9 protein-coding genes are annotated in these 17,113 nt (G+C 60.1%); 5 read left to right on the forward strand and 4 right to left on the reverse strand.

The genetic code is table 11. The annotated features are described in order from the left end of the window. Positions 1–4: 4 nt before the first annotated feature. From N6L27_RS13300 to N6L27_RS13310, 3 genes are read right to left on the reverse strand one after another with little or no spacing between them, the layout of a single operon-like run. The gene (locus N6L27_RS13300) at positions 5–1,519 is read right to left on the reverse strand and encodes a SpoVR family protein (RefSeq protein WP_271907755.1); all 1,515 of its coding nucleotides are present in this window, start codon (positions 1,517–1,519) and stop codon (positions 5–7) included. Then, positions 1,506–2,843 (reverse strand): YeaH/YhbH family protein, encoded by a 1,338-nt coding sequence (locus N6L27_RS13305; RefSeq protein ID WP_271907756.1) that lies wholly within the window; start codon positions 2,841–2,843, stop codon positions 1,506–1,508. Before N6L27_RS13305 ends, N6L27_RS13300 begins: the two co-directional genes overlap by 14 nt. Positions 2,844–2,861: 18 nt before the next feature. Beyond that, positions 2,862–4,796 (reverse strand): PrkA family serine protein kinase, encoded by a 1,935-nt coding sequence (locus tag N6L27_RS13310; protein WP_271907757.1) that lies wholly within the window; start codon positions 4,794–4,796, stop codon positions 2,862–2,864. 732 nt (positions 4,797–5,528) lie between these two features. Here N6L27_RS13310 and N6L27_RS13315 point away from each other — a divergent pair. From N6L27_RS13315 to N6L27_RS13330, 4 genes are all read left to right on the forward strand, one after another. Continuing rightward, positions 5,529–8,111 carry an Ig-like domain-containing protein gene (locus N6L27_RS13315; protein ID WP_271907758.1) on the forward strand — a complete coding sequence of 861 codons (2,583 nt, stop codon included), beginning with the start codon at positions 5,529–5,531 and terminating at the stop codon, positions 8,109–8,111. A gap of 75 nt (positions 8,112–8,186) precedes the next feature. Then, complete coding sequence (locus N6L27_RS13320) at positions 8,187–9,467, forward strand: TolC family protein (RefSeq protein WP_271907760.1); 1,281 nt, start codon at positions 8,187–8,189, stop codon at positions 9,465–9,467. Then, the gene (locus N6L27_RS13325; RefSeq protein ID WP_271907761.1) at positions 9,464–11,800 is read left to right on the forward strand and encodes a type I secretion system permease/ATPase; all 2,337 of its coding nucleotides are present in this window, start codon (positions 9,464–9,466) and stop codon (positions 11,798–11,800) included. Before N6L27_RS13320 ends, N6L27_RS13325 begins: the two co-directional genes overlap by 4 nt. Next, positions 11,797–12,975, forward strand: a complete 1,179-nt coding sequence (locus tag N6L27_RS13330) for an HlyD family type I secretion periplasmic adaptor subunit (RefSeq protein WP_271907762.1) — start codon at positions 11,797–11,799, stop codon at positions 12,973–12,975. Before N6L27_RS13325 ends, N6L27_RS13330 begins: the two co-directional genes overlap by 4 nt. Positions 12,976–13,037: 62 nt before the next feature. On the opposite strand, the gene N6L27_RS13335 is transcribed toward N6L27_RS13330, so the two are convergent. Then, positions 13,038–13,751: a trypsin-like serine peptidase gene (locus N6L27_RS13335; RefSeq protein ID WP_271907763.1), complete on the reverse strand. Its 714-nt coding sequence runs from the start codon at positions 13,749–13,751 to the stop codon at positions 13,038–13,040. Positions 13,752–14,324: 573 nt separating this feature from the next. Here N6L27_RS13335 and N6L27_RS13340 point away from each other — a divergent pair. Next, positions 14,325–16,688: a methyl-accepting chemotaxis protein gene (locus tag N6L27_RS13340; RefSeq protein ID WP_271907764.1), complete on the forward strand. Its 2,364-nt coding sequence runs from the start codon at positions 14,325–14,327 to the stop codon at positions 16,686–16,688. Positions 16,689–17,113 lie beyond the last annotated feature (425 nt).

A 17,113-nucleotide genomic window follows, 5' to 3' on the forward strand; every position in this document is an offset into this window, starting at 1 on the left:
ACAATCAGCTTTCGGTGGTCGCTTCCACTGCGTCCAGCCGGACATCATAGCCCCAAAGCGTGCGCAGGTGTTTCAGCACCTCTTCCTGGTCGTCCTCGTCCAGGTGGATGCCATCGCGCACGGTGTGGGTCAGCTTCAGCTCCCGGTCGCCGCGCAGGTCGGCATCGGTCACTTGAATATCCGGCTCCAGATAGGCGAGGTCATACTGCTTGGCCAGATCGCGGCGGATCGCCTTGTAGCCGGCCCGATTGTGGATCTGGCTGACGACCAGATTGGGAAGCTCCGCATCATTGGTCAGGGTGAACAATTTGAACTTGCGGATCAGATGCGGCGACAGGAACTGCTGGATGAAGCTTTCGTCGCGGTAGTTCGCCCAAGCGTCCCGCAGCACTCCGCGCCAGTCCGGGTTTCCGGCAAAGTCAGGGAACCATTCGCGATCCTCTTCGGTCGGATCCTGACAGATGCGGCGGATGTCCTGCATCATCGCAAAGCCCAGCGCATAAGGGTTGATGCCGGAATAACGCGGATCGTCATATTCCGGCTGCATCACCACATTAGTGTGGCTGTGCAGCATTTCCATATAGGCGCCCTGAGTGATCTGGCCCTGCTCATGCAGCTTGTTGATAATGTAGTAATGCACGAAGGTCGCGCACCCCTCGTTCATGACCTTAGTCTGTTTCTGCGGATACAGATACTGCGCCAGCATCCGCACGATGCGCAGGATCTCGCATTGCCATGGTTCCAGCACCGGGCTGTGCTTTTCCAGGAAATACAGGATATTTTCCTGCGGCAGATTCATCATCTTGCGCCGCGCGTTGTAATCGGCGTCCTCGACAAGCTCCAGCTTGTCCCGGCCAAGGGTTGAGTCAGTCCAGATATCCAGCACGCTCTGGCCGCTTTCGTAGCCCTCGCGCACCTTCTGCATCGCCACCAGTTCTTCGTTAGTGGGCTTGGGCGGACGGCCGTAGCGGAACACACCCTGCGACTGCATCGCATGGGCGGCGTCCAGCACTTCTTCTACAGCCATCGGGCCATAGCGCTCCTCGCAAGCCGCGATGTAGTTTTTTGCGAACGCCAGGTAGTCGTGGATACCCGCGGCATCGGTCCATTGCTGAAAGAGATAGTTGTTTTTGAAGAAATGGTTATGCCCAAAGGCCGCATGCGCCATCACCAGCGTCTGCATCGCCATGGTGTTTTCTTCCATGTTGTAGCTGATGCAGGGGTTGGAGTTGATGACGATTTCATAAGCCAGCCCCTGACGACCGGTGCGGTAGAGCGCCTCATCGCGGGCGAAATGCTTACCGAAGGACCAGTGCTGATACATCAGCGGCAGGCCAACGCAAGAATAGGCGTCCAGCATCTGCTCGGCTGAGATGATCTCGATCTGATTGGGGTAGACGTCCAATCCAAGGTCTTTGAGCGCGATCTGCTCAATCGCGTCGCGCGCCTTTTCCATCAGCTCGAAGGTCCATTCCGGCCCGTCAAACAGCGGCTCGCGCGCCTTTTCAGCTGCCTGCATGCTGCATCCCTTTCACCTTGGGGAGGAAGAACTCCCGGAAAATCGGATAGATGTGACCGGGCTGGGAAACCCGCTGCATTTCGAAATGCTGCGCCTGCGCCTTCACCTCGCGGTAGTTCTGCCACAGGTCTTCGCCTGCTTCCGGGTTGTTCAGCAGCATCTCCGCAGCCTCATCAACGATTTCCACATAGGCATAAAACTGGCTGACCGGCAGCAGATCGTTCAGCAGCAGGTTCTTGCAGCGCACCGAGTCATTGCCGAAGTTTTCACCGTCAGACGCCTGGGCACCATAGATGTTCCACTCATCTGGCGGATAGCGTTCCTCAATGATCTCTTTCATCTTCTCCAGCGCGGTCGACACGATGGTACCGCCGGTCTCCCGGGCATAGAAGAAGGTTTCCTCATCCACTTCCTGCGCGTGGTGGGTATGGCGCACGAACACCAGTTCGGTATGCTCATAGCAGCGCTCAAGGAACAGATGCAGCAGCAGGAAAAAGCGTTTTGCCAGATCCTTCTCGCGCTCCTGCATGGAGCCCGACACGTCCATCAGGCAGAACACAACGGCGCGTGAGTTGCGGATCTTCTCAGGCACAAAGGTATCGTAGCGCAGATCCAGCGGGTCGATGTAGCCGACCACTTTGCGCTTGCGGATGATGCCCTCCAGCCGCTTTTTCAGCGCCTCCAGGAAATCCTCCTGCGGTGGGGTGCGCTCATCCAGCGCCTCCAGCTCAGCGATCTGTTCTTCCAATTCGCGCTGGGATTTGGTGGTGGGGCGCTGCAGGGCGATACGGCGGCCCAGCGAATTGCGCATGGTGCGCACCAGGTTCAGGTTGTTTGGCGTGCCCGCAGTGGTCAGACCGGCGCGGCGGGTGCCAATGGTTTCGGTTTCCACCGTGGCCTTTTCTACCAGATCCGGAAGTTCAAGCCCCTCAAACAGGATTTCCAGGTATTCCTCCTGGGTCAGGGTGAAGGAAAACTCGTCCTCACCATCACCGTCCTCAGACGCTTGGCGGCCGCCCTGCCCGGCACCGCCCTGCGGCCGTTTGATGGTGTCGCCGACAACAAAATCCTTGTTGCCCGGCAGCACGTGGCGGCGCATGCCGCCCTTGGAGGAATGAAAGAACCGCGGCTCCTTCAATCCCCGGGTCGGGATGGTGACCTTTTCGCCTTCATCCGGGACACCGCTTCCGCTTTGGATCGACTTCCCCCGGACCGACTGGTCGACGCGCTCCTTAATGTTCTCGCGGGCCCGCCGCAGGAACCGCTGGCGGTTCCCGAGGCTCTTGCCCTTTGGATTGGCGCGCCTGTCGATGAAATGATGCATGTTGCACAGCGCTCCTCTTTAGCCCGCCTTGTTGACCCGCATGTACCATTCGACCAGACGCCGCACCTGGCGGTCGGTATAGCCGTGGCCGCGCATCCGCTCGACGAACTCCTGATGCTTGCCTTCGGTTTTGCTGTCCTTTTTGGACCCGAAGGAGATTACCGGCAGCAACTCCTCAACCTGGCTGAACATGTGCTTCTCGATCACATCGCGCAGCTTCTCATAGGAGTTCCAGGCCGGGTTCTTGCCGGTATTTGCGCGGTGGCGCAGAGCGAACTTGACCACCTCGTTGCGGAAGTCCTTGGGATTGGCGATGCCGACCGGCTTCTCGATCTTGCTAAGCTCGGCATCCAGAACCTCGCGGTTGTAGAGCTGGCCGGTATCAGGATCTTTATAATCCTGCTCCTCGATCCAGGCATCGGCATAGGAGATGTAACGGTCAAAGACGTTCTGGCCGTATTCTGTATAACTTTCGAGGTACGCCTTCTGGATTTCGTTGCCGATGAACTCCTCATAACGGGGGGCAAGTTCGGTCTTTATGAACTCCAGATATTTTTGCTCTGTCTCCTGCGGAAACTGCTCGCGTTTGATCATCTGCTCCAGCACATACATCAGATGCACCGGGTCCGCTGCCACCTCGTTGGTGTCGAAGTTGAAGGTGGTCGACAGCACCTTGAAGGCGAAGCGGGTGGAAATACCGTTCATCCCCTCATCCACGCCGGCGCGGTCCTGATACTCTTGCACCGTCTTCGCCTTGGGGTCGGTGTCCTTCAGGCTTTCGCCGTCATAGACCCGCATCTTGGAGTAGAGGTTGGAATTCTCATGCGGCTTCAGGCGCGTCAGCACCGAGAAGCGGCTGAGGATCTTCAGCGTTTCAGGTGCGCATGGGGCATCCCGCAGTTCGCTGTACTCGATCAGCTTTTCATAGATCGACGTTTCATCCGAGACCCGCAGGCAATAAGGCACCTTGACGATTGACACCCTGTCGATGAACGCCTCGTTGTTCTTGTTATTCTTGAAAGACTGCCATTCTGACTCATTGGAATGCGCCAGGATCAGGCCATTGAACGGGATCGCGCCAAAGCTTTCGGTCCCCATGTAGTTGCCTTCCTGGGTCGCCGTCAGCAGCGGGTGCAGCATCTTGATCGGCGCCTTGAACATCTCGACAAATTCCAGAACGCCCTGGGTCGCCCGGTTCAGACCGCCGGAAAAGCTGTAGGCGTCTGGATTGTCCTGGCTGAAATGCTCCAGCTGCCGGATGTCGACTTTGCCGACGAGGGTCGAGATATCCTGATTATTCTCATCGCCCGGCTCCACCTTGGCCACACAGATCCGGCGCAGGCGCGAAGGATACAGCCGAACAACCGAGAACTTGTTGATATCGCCATCAAATTCATCCAACCGCTGCACCGCCCAAGGCGACATCAGACCCGGCAGGCGATGCTGCGCAATACCGTATTCCTCTTCCAGAACCTTGCCCATCCGGACAGGGTCGAACAGCCCCAGCGGGCTTTCGAAAATCGGTGATATCTGGTCACCAGCTTTCAGCACATAAATCGGCTGATCCTCAACCAAGCGTTTCAGACGCTCCGCCAAAGAGGACTTGCCGCCGCCAACGGGGCCTAGCAGGTAGAGGATCTGCTTGCGTTCCTCCAGTCCCTGAGCAGCGTGGCGGAAGTATCCGACGATCCGCTCAATTGTATCTTCCATACCGAAGAAATCGTGGAAGGCGCTGTAGCGTTTGATTGTCCGGTTCTGAAAGATCGGCCCGAGCCGCGCGTCCTTGGACGTGTCCACCAGCTCCTCTTCGCCAATTGCCTTCAGCATCCTCTCGGCGACGTTCGCGTACAGGCTTGGATCGTCACGGCAGGCGTTCAAATACTCCTGCAGCGGCATTTCCTGCTCGCGCGTTTCGCCGTACTGCTCTGCAAAAAGTTCGGCAATGTCTTTCATCTTGGATCAAGCCTCCTGGTTAACTCGCGCCGTTCCTCCTGGCGTTTAAGATCGCGCACGGACAGAGAGTGCCCAGCACGTGGGCATGGATGTCCGCGTTAGTGTTGAGTTCTGATTTCTGCTCGGCGCCGCTTCTGGCGGTGTTACGTCCGGCTGGCCGCTCTTCGCGGCGGCCTGCGCCCGGAAACCAGGGCTATCGGCGTCGTGTTACTTACTCTCGAGCTTACACCAATTACGAACTTCTTACTATCTGAAAGTGGTGTACTTTTAATTAATTGCCAGAAAGTTTTGCGGAAAATTATCTTCACATCCCAGCGATCACTGTTCGCACACTGCCTTTTTGAAGCGCGGCATTTCAAAGCTTTCCCCGCCGTTTGCTCTTCCTGAAACCGTCCACTCAAAGGCGGCGCCGCAGCCCTTGCAGCTCGCTCCGAAGTCTATATTGAACGGGCGTTCGCCTCTTGCCACGGCACTGCTTTCCCCCGTGAAAGCCTGCGGAGTGACATCACAGAAGCGTGAAAAGCCTTAGAAAATCTGCGGCAGTCAGGACACGGTCGGCGACCAAATCTCCCCAAGTGCGCAGCTCATATACTAGACAGGACTGGAAAAATTGTCACATTGTGGCCTCAAAATGGCCGCAAAAGACGGCCGATGGGCAAAATTACAGGCAACGAAACCACACGCCGCCGGCCGAATTCCGGGCCACGGCGCTTTTAGATGGGCGGTAAGTTTATGAGCACGGTCGCATACATCACCCGCGACATGGCGGGCACTACGCAGCATGGAAATTTTTCCGAGGAAACGCTGGCAAGGCTTGATGCGTCTCATTCCAAGGACATCTCACTGAATCTCAGGCCCGCCGATGTTGAGAGCTACTCCCGGCAGGGCAACAACCTTCATATCATGCTGGCAAACGGCCAGGAACTGGTTCTGGAGAACTACTACTCCTTCGGGGCGTCGGGCGGCAAAAACCTGTTCCTCAGCCAGGAAGGCGAATTCATAGAAGTCGTGCTGGAAGACAAATCCGGCGGCATGCTGTTTGCCACCTACGAACCGCTCGACCTGGCAGGCAAATGGAGCGCCTACGACGATATGGTCTTTCTGGACGTCGACCGGATTGAACCGGTTGTTGCGCCCTTGGCGGCCCCGTTGTTCGGCGGCCTTGGCGCGGCAGGCGCTGCCGCAGGTGTAGTTGGCGCCGCCGCTATAGCCGGAGGCGGTGGCGGCGGTGGAACCGGCGGCGGCGGCGGTGGTGGAACCGGCGGCGGTGGTGGTGGTGGAACCGGTGGCAACAACGGCAACACCTTTGTGACAATTGACAGCGGCCAAGCTGGCGGCGACGATACAATCAGCGGTTCCGAAGCCGCATCCGGAGTGACTCTGACAGGCACTGCCGAAGCCGGTTCCACCGTGCAAGTTACCTTTCAGGGCGTAACCCGTACAGTAACGGCCACCGATGACGGCACCTGGAGCGCGGATTTCGCCTCATCCGAAATCACCGGCGGCGAGTACGACGCGCCGATCAGCGTCACATCGACAAATGCCTCCGGTGACACGGCAACCGCCAGTTCAACGATCCGTATCGATACGGAGACCACGGTTGCAATTGAAAATGGGCAGGCCGGCGGCGACGACATGATCAATGGCGCAGAGGCCGCAGACGGGGTGACTCTGACTGGCATTGCCGAAGCAGGCGCAGCCGTCGAAGTCACTTTCCAGGGCGTGACGCGCACGGTTACGGCCGCGAGCGATGGCACTTGGAGTGCCGATTTTGCGGCATCCGAAATTTTGTCCGGAGAATACGACGCCGACGTGACTGCCACGGCGACCGACGCCTATGGCAACACCGAAACGGTCACCGGCACGGTCCGGGTGGACACCATCACTTCGGTGGCGATTGATCCCAACCAGGCCGGTGGCGACGATATCGTGAGCAACGCAGAGGCCACCGCCGGGGTAACCCTGACCGGGACTGCCGAAGCGGGTGCCACGGTCAGCGTCACCGTCGAAGGCGTGACCCGCACCACCACCGCGGACTCCAGCGGCAACTGGGCTGCGGAGTTCGAAGCAGGTTCCCTGCCCTCTGGCGAATATGACACCACAGTCAGTGTCACCTCTACCGATGCTGCGGGCAATTCAGCGACGGCCACTGCAGACCTGCGCGTAGACACTTTGGTCGATCCCCTCACCGTGGACACTGCCAGCGTCGAAGGCGACGGCATCGTCAATGAAGACGAGCACAGCGACGGTGTGACTCTGACAGGCACTGTGGAGCCAGGCTCCACGGTGGTAGTGCAACTGGGCAGTGCAACAGAAACCGCAACCGTTGACAGCAGCGGCAACTGGACTGTGGACTTCGCCGCGTCCGACATTCCGGAAGGCAGCTATGAAGCAGATGTCACCGTCACAGCAACAGACGCTGTCGGCAACATTGCGGAAATCACCGACACTCTGACCATCGATACAGAGGTGGTGCCATTTGAAGCCGACAGCATCACCAGCGACGACATCGTCAACAACGCTGAACGCGCTGCAGGGCTGACCCTGACTGGAACCGTCGAGCCCGGTTCTTCGGTCGACGTCACCATCGAAGGCTTGACCCGCAGTGCAAGCGTGGATTCGAGTGGCAACTGGAGCGTGGAGTTCGACGCAGACGATCTGCCCGAAGGAACCTACAGCAGCAGCGCAGTTATCACGGCGACAGATCCGGCAGGCAATACCGCAACTCTGACGGAAGCCTTTGAGGTCGATACGGATTACGATGCGCCGAATGTCGGCAATATCATCGACACTGGCGCCGGCGTCACTGGTTTCTTCAGCGATGACTATGAGGACGACGATACCGCACATGAACTGACAAGCAGTGGAGCGGTGGACGATGTCACCGGAACCTCAACTGATCTCGGTGGCGGCAACACCCTGTTCAGCTTCGATGAAACAGTGCCAGACGGGTCGAACCTGGTGGTCAACCGCGTCGATGATGCAGGCAACAGCTCAGGCACTATGGTTGTGTTTGAAGACGGTGCTGATGCCTCCGTTCTGGACCACGCTGGCTTGTCACAGTTCAACATCGACGAGCTGAACCTGGTGCATGCGGACAACGTCGATCTGACGCTGACTGAGGCCGACATCAACGCGCTCTCAGGCAACTCTGACACGCTTACCGTACATGGCGGCTCGGATGACACGCTGACCATCACAGGCGCAACTGCCAATGGCAGCCAAACCATCGACGGTGAAACCTACGATGTCTACACCCTGGGCGACGATGGCACCACGATCCTGGTCGATGAAGACGTCAATACCGTGATCTGATCTGCTGGCCCGGCGGTACTGACTGCCGCCGGGCCCAAGATATTAAAAGCCTTGAACAAAAGGGCGAAGAGCAGGATGCAACCGGGACGCTATTTTTGCGCCATCGCAGCGATGTGCAGCCTATCGGCCTGCGCACCGGCCCCTATTGGCGATACAGAAAGCGGTGGACCGCGCAGCAGTTTCGCACAGACCGGCGAGTCCTCCTCCGAAGTCATCAGCGCCTTGATGGATCGCCGCTCGCTGCTGGCCGAAGACAGCGCCTTCGGGCAGGTTGCAACGGCAGCCATCGCCGCATCTTCCCGCGCGGCGGAAGCAGAGCTCATCAGCGCCAAGCTGCGGGCAGAGGCCGCGTCCAAAAACTGGCTGCCGACACTGGGGCCGTCCGTCAGCCTGACCGACCTTGGCGATCTGGTTGCCGGGCTGCTGATTGAACAGGTGCTGTTCGACAATGGCCGCCGCAAGGCGGAGCGGGAATTTGCCGCCGCCGATGTGGAGGTCGCTGCAGTCAGCCTGTCGCAGGACATGAACGGCCGGGTGGAAACTGCCGTCGGCCTTTATGCCGCTGCCCTGCGCGGGGATGAGAAGGCCGCTTACGGCGACCGAGCCCTGCGCCGGATGCAGGAATTCCGCCGCATTGTGCAGGGCCGCGTCGATGGCGGCGTTTCCGACCGCGCCGACCTGAACGTGGTGGACAGCAAAATCAGCGGCATCCGCACCGCCACTGCCACCGCCCGGGACGCAGCAACCACTGCCCGTGCTGAATTGCAGGCGATGACGGGGCAGAGTTTCGGCCAGAAGCCTTCGCATCTGTCAATTGGCACACCGCCCGAACAGGGCCAGTTCCTTTCAGTGCTTAAGGTCGGCGCCGAGGCGGAGCGCACCATTGCCCAGGCCAGATCCGGCCGCGCCGGGCTCCTGCCGCAAATTTCCGCGGCTGGAAATGTAACCACGGACGGGTCGGGTGCCGGTATTACCCTGGGCACCGGACAGCCGCTGGGGCTGGGCACACCCGCTGCGATTCAGGCTCTGGAAGCTTCAAAGGAAGCCGCCAAGCGTCAGGTGGGAGAAGCTGAGGAAGCTGCCCGGCGCGCCTACAGCCGCCAAGTGCAGCAGATCGCCTCCTATCAGCGGCAGGAGGGCGAGACCGCCATGCTGGTGCGCCGCAGCCGCGAAACATATGAGCTGTTCCAGAAGCAATTCGAGGCAGGTCAGCGTCCGGTAATGGAAGTGATCCAGGTCTATGAAGAGCTGGTGCGCCGCGAGCAGGCCTATATCGACGCGAAGTTCGAGGTGGTTCTGATCCAGCTGGAACTGGCACGCGATCTGGGGCTGCTGGCTGATGGGGACAAAATTTGACCGACACAACGCAAAAGCCGCCCCGCCCTCAACCCGCGCCCGGGAATAAGCCGGTTCTGCGGGCCGTTCCCGCTGCCGCGCCGAAAACTGCCGCGCAGGACAGGATCAAACCCGCCAATGCTCCGGCCCCTGCCGCACCCCCCGGGCCAAACACGCAGATCAAGCCGAAGACAGACAACCGGCCCAAGCCGCAGGACGCACAGCCCGAGGTTGGCTCCCTGCTGGAAGGGGCAGCCGCCCGCATCCAGCACCGGGCCAGCCTGATCGCCACCCTAGCCGCCCTGAAGGGCAGCGAAGTGCCCGTCAGCGATGTCGCCGCCTTCCTGTGGCAGGAGACGCCCGGCGATCTGTCGCTGCACACGCTGGCCAAGGCAGTGCAATCCGTCGGCCTGCAGCCCAAGGTGCTTGAAAAGCAGAGCCTTGCCCCCGCGTTGTGGCCGGCGCTAGCGATAATGTCCGGCGGCCAGTGCGTGCTGGTTCTGGGCCAGGCCGACGATGCGCTGACCATCTATGACACCTCCTGCCCGGATAACCGCACAGAGGTGCCGCTGGCGGAATTCAGCCCCTATTTCACCGGCACCGTGCTGTCGGCCCGCCCCTCGCTCAAGCAGATGGCGGCCAAGCACACGCCGCAGATTGATCCCGGCCACTGGTTCTGGAGCGAATTCCCCAAATACCGCCGCCAAGTGGGTGAGATTATGCTTGGCTCGCTGGTGGCAAACATATTGGCTGTGTCCGTCGCGCTGTTTTCCCTTCAAGTCTATGACCGAGTGGTGCCGCATCAGTCGCACGCCACGTTGTGGGTGCTAGCAGTCGGTGCCTTTTTAGCAATTGCGCTGGAAGCGATGCTGAAACTGGCCCGCGCCCGGCTGACCGATGCTGCAGGCCGCCAGATTGAACTATCGGTGCAGCACAATTTGATGCGCCGCCTGATTGGCATGAGGTCCGACAAAAAGCCACTGCCGCCTTCAGGCTTGTTTGCCGCGATGCGCGATTTCGGCTCGGTGCGGGAGTTCTTCACTTCTTCCACCATCTCTACGCTGGCAGATATCCCTTTCATCGCAGTGTTCCTGCTGCTGGTCGCCTCGATCGCTGGTCCTGTGGTCTGGGTGATCATCGCGGGCGGCATCCTGATGTTGCTGCCGGCCTACTTCATGCAGAAGAAGATGATCGCCTATACCCGCCAGACCCAGGGTGCGAATGCCAAGGCCGGGCGGCTGCTGCATGAAGTAGTCACAGAACTCGACACCGTGAAGACCCAGCGCGGCGAGGAGCGGGTGCTGCGGCTGTGGGATGAGCTGAACACGCTGTCTTCACACTCCGCGACCGAGCAGCGCAAGCTGTCCAGCGCCCTCACCTACTGGTCGCAGGGCGTGCAGCAGGCAACCTATATCACCGCGGTGGTGCTGGGCACTCTGCTGGTGTTTGCGGGCGAATTCACAGTCGGTACAATCATCGCGACCGGCATCCTGACCAGCCGCACGCTGGCGCCGCTGACACAGTTTGCCGCTACCCTGGCGCGCTGGAGCAACGTCAAGGCGGCGCTGGAGGGGCTGGACGCCATCGCTCAGGCGCCGCAGGAGAAAGAGCAGGAACGCACCTATCTGCGCCGCCAGAAAATCGAGGGCCGTTTCGAGCTGCGCGAGATTATGTTCCGCTATGAGGATGACGCGGCCCCGACGCTGGACGTGCAGGCGGTGGCGGTCACACCGGGCCAGCGGGTTGCGGTCCTTGGCGTCAATGGCTCCGGCAAGTCCACCCTGCTGAAACTGCTGTCCGGGCTATATGCGCCCGACCGGGGCCGTATCCTGCTGGATGGCACCGACATGGCGCAAATTGATCCGCGCGACCTGCGCGCAAACATCGGCTACCTCAGCCAGGACGTGCGGCTGTTTGCCGGTTCCCTGCGCGACAACTTGAACCTCAACCAGCTGGAGCGCGACGACGACCGGCTGATGGAGGCGCTGGAGTTTGCGGGTCTTGGCGCCCATGTGCGCAACCACCACAAGGGGCTGGACCTGGAGATCAGCGATGGCGGCCACGGACTGTCGATCGGCCAGCGCCAGTCGATCGGCTGGGCGCGGCTGTGGCTGCAAAACCCCTCTGTCGTGCTGCTGGATGAACCCACTGCGGCGCTGGACCAGACACTGGAACGCACCCTGGTGAGCCGCCTCGAGAACTGGCTGGAGGGCCGCACCGCGGTTATCGCTACACACCGGATGCCGATCCTGTCACTGACCAACCGGACCTTGATCCTGCAGTCCGGCCGGATGGTCGTGGATGGCCCGCGCGATCAGGTTCTGGCACATCTGGCCGCAGGAGAAGGCAAATGACCATGGCGCTGCACGACCCCTACGGCAACATGGAGGCTCCGCGCAGCGCCAGCCGCATCATCTACCTGGCGCTGGCGGCAGTGCTCACCTTCCTGATCTGGGCGGCCTTTGCCTCCATCGACGAAATTGTGCGCGGCGAGGGCCAGGTGGTTTCTTCCTCGCGCGCGCAAATCGTGCAGAACCTGGAGGGCGGCATTCTGGCGGAACTGCATGTACGCCAGGGCGACATCGTGACCGCAGGCCAGGTGCTGGCCAAGCTGCAGGACACCAAGTTCCGCACAGCCGCGGACGAACTGCAAAACCAGATTGATGCGCTGGAGATCCGGCGACACCGGCTGGAAGCACAGACAAAAGGGGCCTTTGAGTTTGCCGTGCCGGACATGCTGGCACAACGCTCGCCTGGCATTCTGGCCTCAGAGCGCGGCCTGCTGACCGCGCGGCAGACCGACTTTGCCAGCCGCCGCGACAGCGCCCGGCAGATCATGGATCAGCTGAACGCAGAGCTGGCCAACATGGAGCGGCTCTACAAGCAAAAAATCGTGGCGCTGATCGAAGTGAACAAGGCCCGCAAGGCCGCCACAGATGCCCGCGCCAAATTTAACGAAATCGGTACTCAGGCCGAGCTTGAGCAGGCTGAGGAATACGCCCAGACCCTGCGGGAAATCACCACCCTCCGGCAGGAACAGCGGCTGGCCGTTGATCAGCTGAACCGCACGATCATTACATCCCCGATGGCGGGGATCGTGAACAGTCTGGCTGTCACCACCATCGGCGGCGTAATCCGCCCCGGTGAGGAGATCCTGGAGATCATACCTTTGGGCGAGGAACTGTTCGTCGAGGCGCGGGTAAAGCCTGAAGATATCGCCAGCGTTCAACCCGGCCAGGACGCCACCATCAAGCTGTCCGCCTATGACTACACCATCTACGGCTCGTTGCGCGGTAAGGTGGATTTCGTCTCTGCCGACACCTTCGAGGATGAGCGCAATCCGCGCGCTGATCCCTATTACCGGGTGACGGTGCGGGTGGACAAATCCGGTTTCACCGAACGCCAGCAATCGATTGAGATCCGCCCCGGCATGCGTGCCACTGCAGAATTGCAGACCGGAGCCAAGACGGTGCTGCAATACCTGCTGAAACCGCTCTACAAGTCACGTGAGGCACTTCGCGAGCCTTAGAAAACGAAGAGACTGCTCCAATTGGGAGCAGCCTCCGAACGTTAGGTTGCCGGAAAGGGGCGTCAGCCGGCCCGGCGGATCAGGTCACTGAGCGTGGCGTCCAGTGCGGTTCCGATCGACACCGGTCTCCGGCCCATGGCTGCCTTCGCGGAAATCACCGATACCAGCCGCGGTGCCCGGCCCGGGCGCAGCTCAAGCACCGGCGACCCGGAAGCCCCAAAATCCACCAGGCATGACATAACAAGTGTGCGGCTCTTACGCGCCAGAACACTGCAGGATCGTTTCAGACTTGGCCGGGTGGCGTGATGCTGCGTATAAGACATCACATCCAGGGTATCGCCACGCTGGACACCCGCGTGCATGGCCAGCGGCACGATCTGCCGGCTGCTGATTGGCCGGTCCAGCCGCAGCACAGCCAGATCATTTCCGATTTGGTGCGTTCCCGACGGACGGTACTGGTACTGCGGATGCACAACCGCCTTTACCACTTGGCGCAACGCAACTGCGCGGCGCCCAGACAATCCGGCCTCAAACCAGATGCTCTGCGGGTCGACCCGTGCACCTGTCCTTGGATCGAACAGGCAGTGCGCTGCAGTCAGCACCAAATTGGGTGCCACCAGCGCACCGGTACACATGCTCTTGTTGGCGATGTTCAGCCGGCCGACGGCTTCAAGCCCCTGTGTAGACCCGGCGCGTGCCTGCGGCTCATCCGCAGCCGCGCCTAGGGGCATGCCCAGGGACAGGCATGCCACAATTGCAGCAATAGTCAGTCTCATAACCCACTCCAGGTTCCCACAAGGGCATCGTCATTCAAGCGTGCGGCTGGAATGAGACCCAATGTTGCCGGGCTGAGACCAAAAGGTGGACAGAATGCGGCAGCGTTAACAATTCCCTAACCCCCCGGTTATTGATGCTTAACCATGGCAAAAAAGTCTGCCGCTTGGCTAGAGAAAGTAAACAAAGTGTAAATATTTTTTCCAAATCCAGAACAACAAAGGGGAAGTCGATGATCTGCCTAAGGAGAAATCCGGCCGGAAACGCGGTTGATTGTCGCGAAACAAGGTCACCAGAGCGGAAAAAATTAACGAATCCATCCCGGCGAAGCGACAGCCTGCCCGCAGCCATTAACCAATTCGGCCCATGCCGCCACGCCCAACACGTTAACGCCGGACCGGTCAATCACCACCTGAGCAGGTCAGCCACGGCAGGGAAATACCATCATCTTGAAAGTTTTTGCCGCCTTTTTTCCGCAACATTAACGGATCGAAAATCAATCTGACATTGTATCAAACCCAATCCAGTCCCCTACCCCGGCGTCAAGCCGGAAGATGCCTGCCGGAGGTGTTGTATTGAAAATGTTGCAGTCTCTTAAGCTTTCTCAAAAACTCCCTCTGCTGGTGGTCGGCACAGCGGTGACGGTAACCATTGTCCTGATCACCTTCAGCACCAGCTACTTCCGGCGTAGTGTCATCCATGATGCTGAGATCGTCTTGCAATCTCTGGTCCGTGACCGCGAAGCAGCGCTGAATAACTACCTCGAATCCATTGAAGCGGCTATTGTCACAGTCTCCGCAGTTCCCTCCACCGCAAAAGCGATGAAAGACATGGGCGTAACTTGGGGCACCCGTAGCGGCAGCGGCCAGGAAGAAGTCAGCAATTTGTCTATGTTTGCCTCGGCGTCATCACCCTACGATATTCACTTTGAGCGCAGCCACCCGGCATTCGCAGGAATCATGGAACGCCTGGGCTATTACGACATCTTCCTGCTCACTCCAGAGGGTGACGTGATCTTTTCGGTCACCAAGGAAGCCGACTACACCACCAACGTGGTTTCCGGCCCATACAATGGAACTGGTCTGGCGCAGGCATTCCAGCTTGCTGTGGCAGGTGAAAGACAGCATGTCTATTTCTCTGATATTGCACCTTACGCACCCAGTGCGGACGCACCCGCGGCATTCGCTGCGACCCGAATCCAAGACAGCGGCGGACGTTTCATTGGTGTATTTGCGGTGCAGGTCGCAATTGACGAAATATCCGCGATCATTACGGACTTTGGCGGCGACTTGGAAACCCTCGACGTTTACCTTGCCGGTCAGGACTTCAAAGCCAGAACCGCTTCGCGTCAGGACGGAGGCCACAGTCTCTTGGGCGACCTGGGGCGACGGGCCTATCTCCTGGATGCCTTTGCAGACCTTACTGAAACAAACGCTTCTGATGACAACATGGCGGGCGGCACTTTCCACCCATCAACCGCACTGGCCGACGGCAGCACCGTTGCCGCGGTTTCGGCACCAGTGACATTCCGCAACCTCCAGTGGGCACTGGTTGCGGAACTTGACCAGGATGAAATCCTGGCGCCGGCGGTTGCCCAGCAGCAAATTATGATCCTGATCTCTCTGATCTGCGCCGCCCTTGTGTCCCTCGTCGGCTGGCTTTTTGCGCGCTCTGTGACGCGTCCGATCGACCGGATCTGCGCGGACATGGAGGCGGTGTCCTCGGGCGATCTCGATACGGAGGTCGCGGCGGCCAGCCGCGGCGACGAGATCGGCCAGATCGGCAAGACTCTGGTCTCCATGCAGGACGACCTGAAGCTGGCCCGCGCCGCCGAAGAGGAACGCGCCGAGATGCAGCGGCAGCAGCAGCAGGTGGTCGAAAAACTGAGCTCTGGCCTGGTGCAGCTCGCCGATGGCGATTTCTCGCAGCCGATCAGCAGCGCTTTCCCGGAGGAATACGAGCAGCTGCGGCAGAACTTCAACAGCACCGTCAGCAACCTCAGCACCACGGTGCAGCAGGTGATCGAGGCCTCCGGCAGCATCCGCAACGGCGCCGCCGAGATCAGCCAGGCCTCCGACGACCTGTCGCACCGCACCGAAAGCCAGGCCGCAACGCTGGAACAGACCGCCGCGGCGCTGGATGAGCTGACCGCTTCCGTCAAATCCGCCGCCGACGGCGCGCGCAGCGTCGAGGCCACCATGGCCGAGGCCCGCACCGAGGCGGAGAACAACCGCGAAGTGGTGCAAAGCGCGGTCTCGGCAATGACCGAGATCGAGCAGTCCTCGAACCACATCAGCCAGATCATCAGCGTGATCGACGACATCGCCTTCCAGACCAACCTGCTGGCGCTGAACGCAGGCGTCGAGGCGGCGCGGGCGGGTGAGGCCGGCAAGGGCTTTGCGGTGGTCGCGAGCGAAGTGCGCGCCCTGGCGCAGCGGTCCTCGGATGCGGCGATGGAGATCAAGACGCTGATCTCGGACAGTTCCAAACAGGTGGAGCGCGGCGTCGATCTGGTCGGCAAGGCCGGCGAGGCGCTGCAGAGCATCGTCGAGCAGGTGACCCATATCTCGCAGCTGGTTTCCGGCATTGCCGAGGGTGCGGCGGAGCAGTCCACCGGCCTCCACGAGATCAACACCGGGGTCACCCAGCTGGACCAGGTCACCCAGCAGAACGCGGCAATGGTGGAAGAGGCCACTGCGGCCGGCCACATGCTGAACACCGATGCCGGCAAGCTGGCTGAACTGGTGGCGCATTTCCGGGTCTCCGGCGGCACCCTGTCCGCCCGCCCGGCCCCGGCAGCGGCCCCCGCCGCCGCCCCGGCCGCCAGGCCCGCGCCGTCGGCGCATGGCGAGGACAACTGGGAGATCGAGGCCAGCCCGGCACCGGCAGCTGCCGCCAGCAGCGGCAATGCCGCCCGCGATCTCTGGCAGGATTTCTAAAAAACAACAGAAGGCGCCGCAAAAAAACGCGGCGCCTTCAGGCAGTCCAGTTGCTACAAGGCCGCCACCGAGCAGGCCAGCCAAAGGGGTAATAGCGGCTAATGTGCCGCCGGCGGAAAGCAGCAGTCTTTTAACTCGTATCCCCACACGCCCTGCAGAGGCAATTCTGACCAAATGCTCTGGTAAAAACACTTGTGCGCAGCTTTGCGCATGTTGCGAACTTTCAGTAATTTTCAAAAAATTCGAAGCGTCGTGATCGTGGCAAAGCCCTATAAAACCCTCACAAATAGCCACCTTCAACCATAGAGAGAACGTTAAATTCTCCAGCCTTCACGCACCGCTCAGCTTTCCTTAATCAACTCCCGTCAGATAATGACCCTAAGCGTGATTGAATGTGCTACACTCAACTTAAGAGTGTTTCGCTC

This window comes from Leisingera sp. SS27 (assembly GCF_028368855.1).
Taxonomy (GTDB): Bacteria; Pseudomonadota; Alphaproteobacteria; order Rhodobacterales; family Rhodobacteraceae; genus Leisingera.

Coding starts and splice junctions, on each gene's coding strand:
- N6L27_RS13320 (WP_271907760.1), top strand. CDS start 8,187: ATGCAACCGGGACGCTATTTTTGCGCCATCGCAGCGATGTGCAGCCTA.
- N6L27_RS13315 (WP_271907758.1), top strand. CDS start 5,529: ATGAGCACGGTCGCATACATCACCCGCGACATGGCGGGCACTACGCAG.
- N6L27_RS13330 (WP_271907762.1), top strand. CDS start 11,797: ATGACCATGGCGCTGCACGACCCCTACGGCAACATGGAGGCTCCGCGC.
- N6L27_RS13310 (WP_271907757.1), bottom strand. CDS start 4,796: ATGAAAGACATTGCCGAACTTTTTGCAGAGCAGTACGGCGAAACGCGC.
- N6L27_RS13300 (WP_271907755.1), bottom strand. CDS start 1,519: ATGCAGGCAGCTGAAAAGGCGCGCGAGCCGCTGTTTGACGGGCCGGAA.
- N6L27_RS13335 (WP_271907763.1), bottom strand. CDS start 13,751: ATGAGACTGACTATTGCTGCAATTGTGGCATGCCTGTCCCTGGGCATG.
- N6L27_RS13305 (WP_271907756.1), bottom strand. CDS start 2,843: ATGCATCATTTCATCGACAGGCGCGCCAATCCAAAGGGCAAGAGCCTC.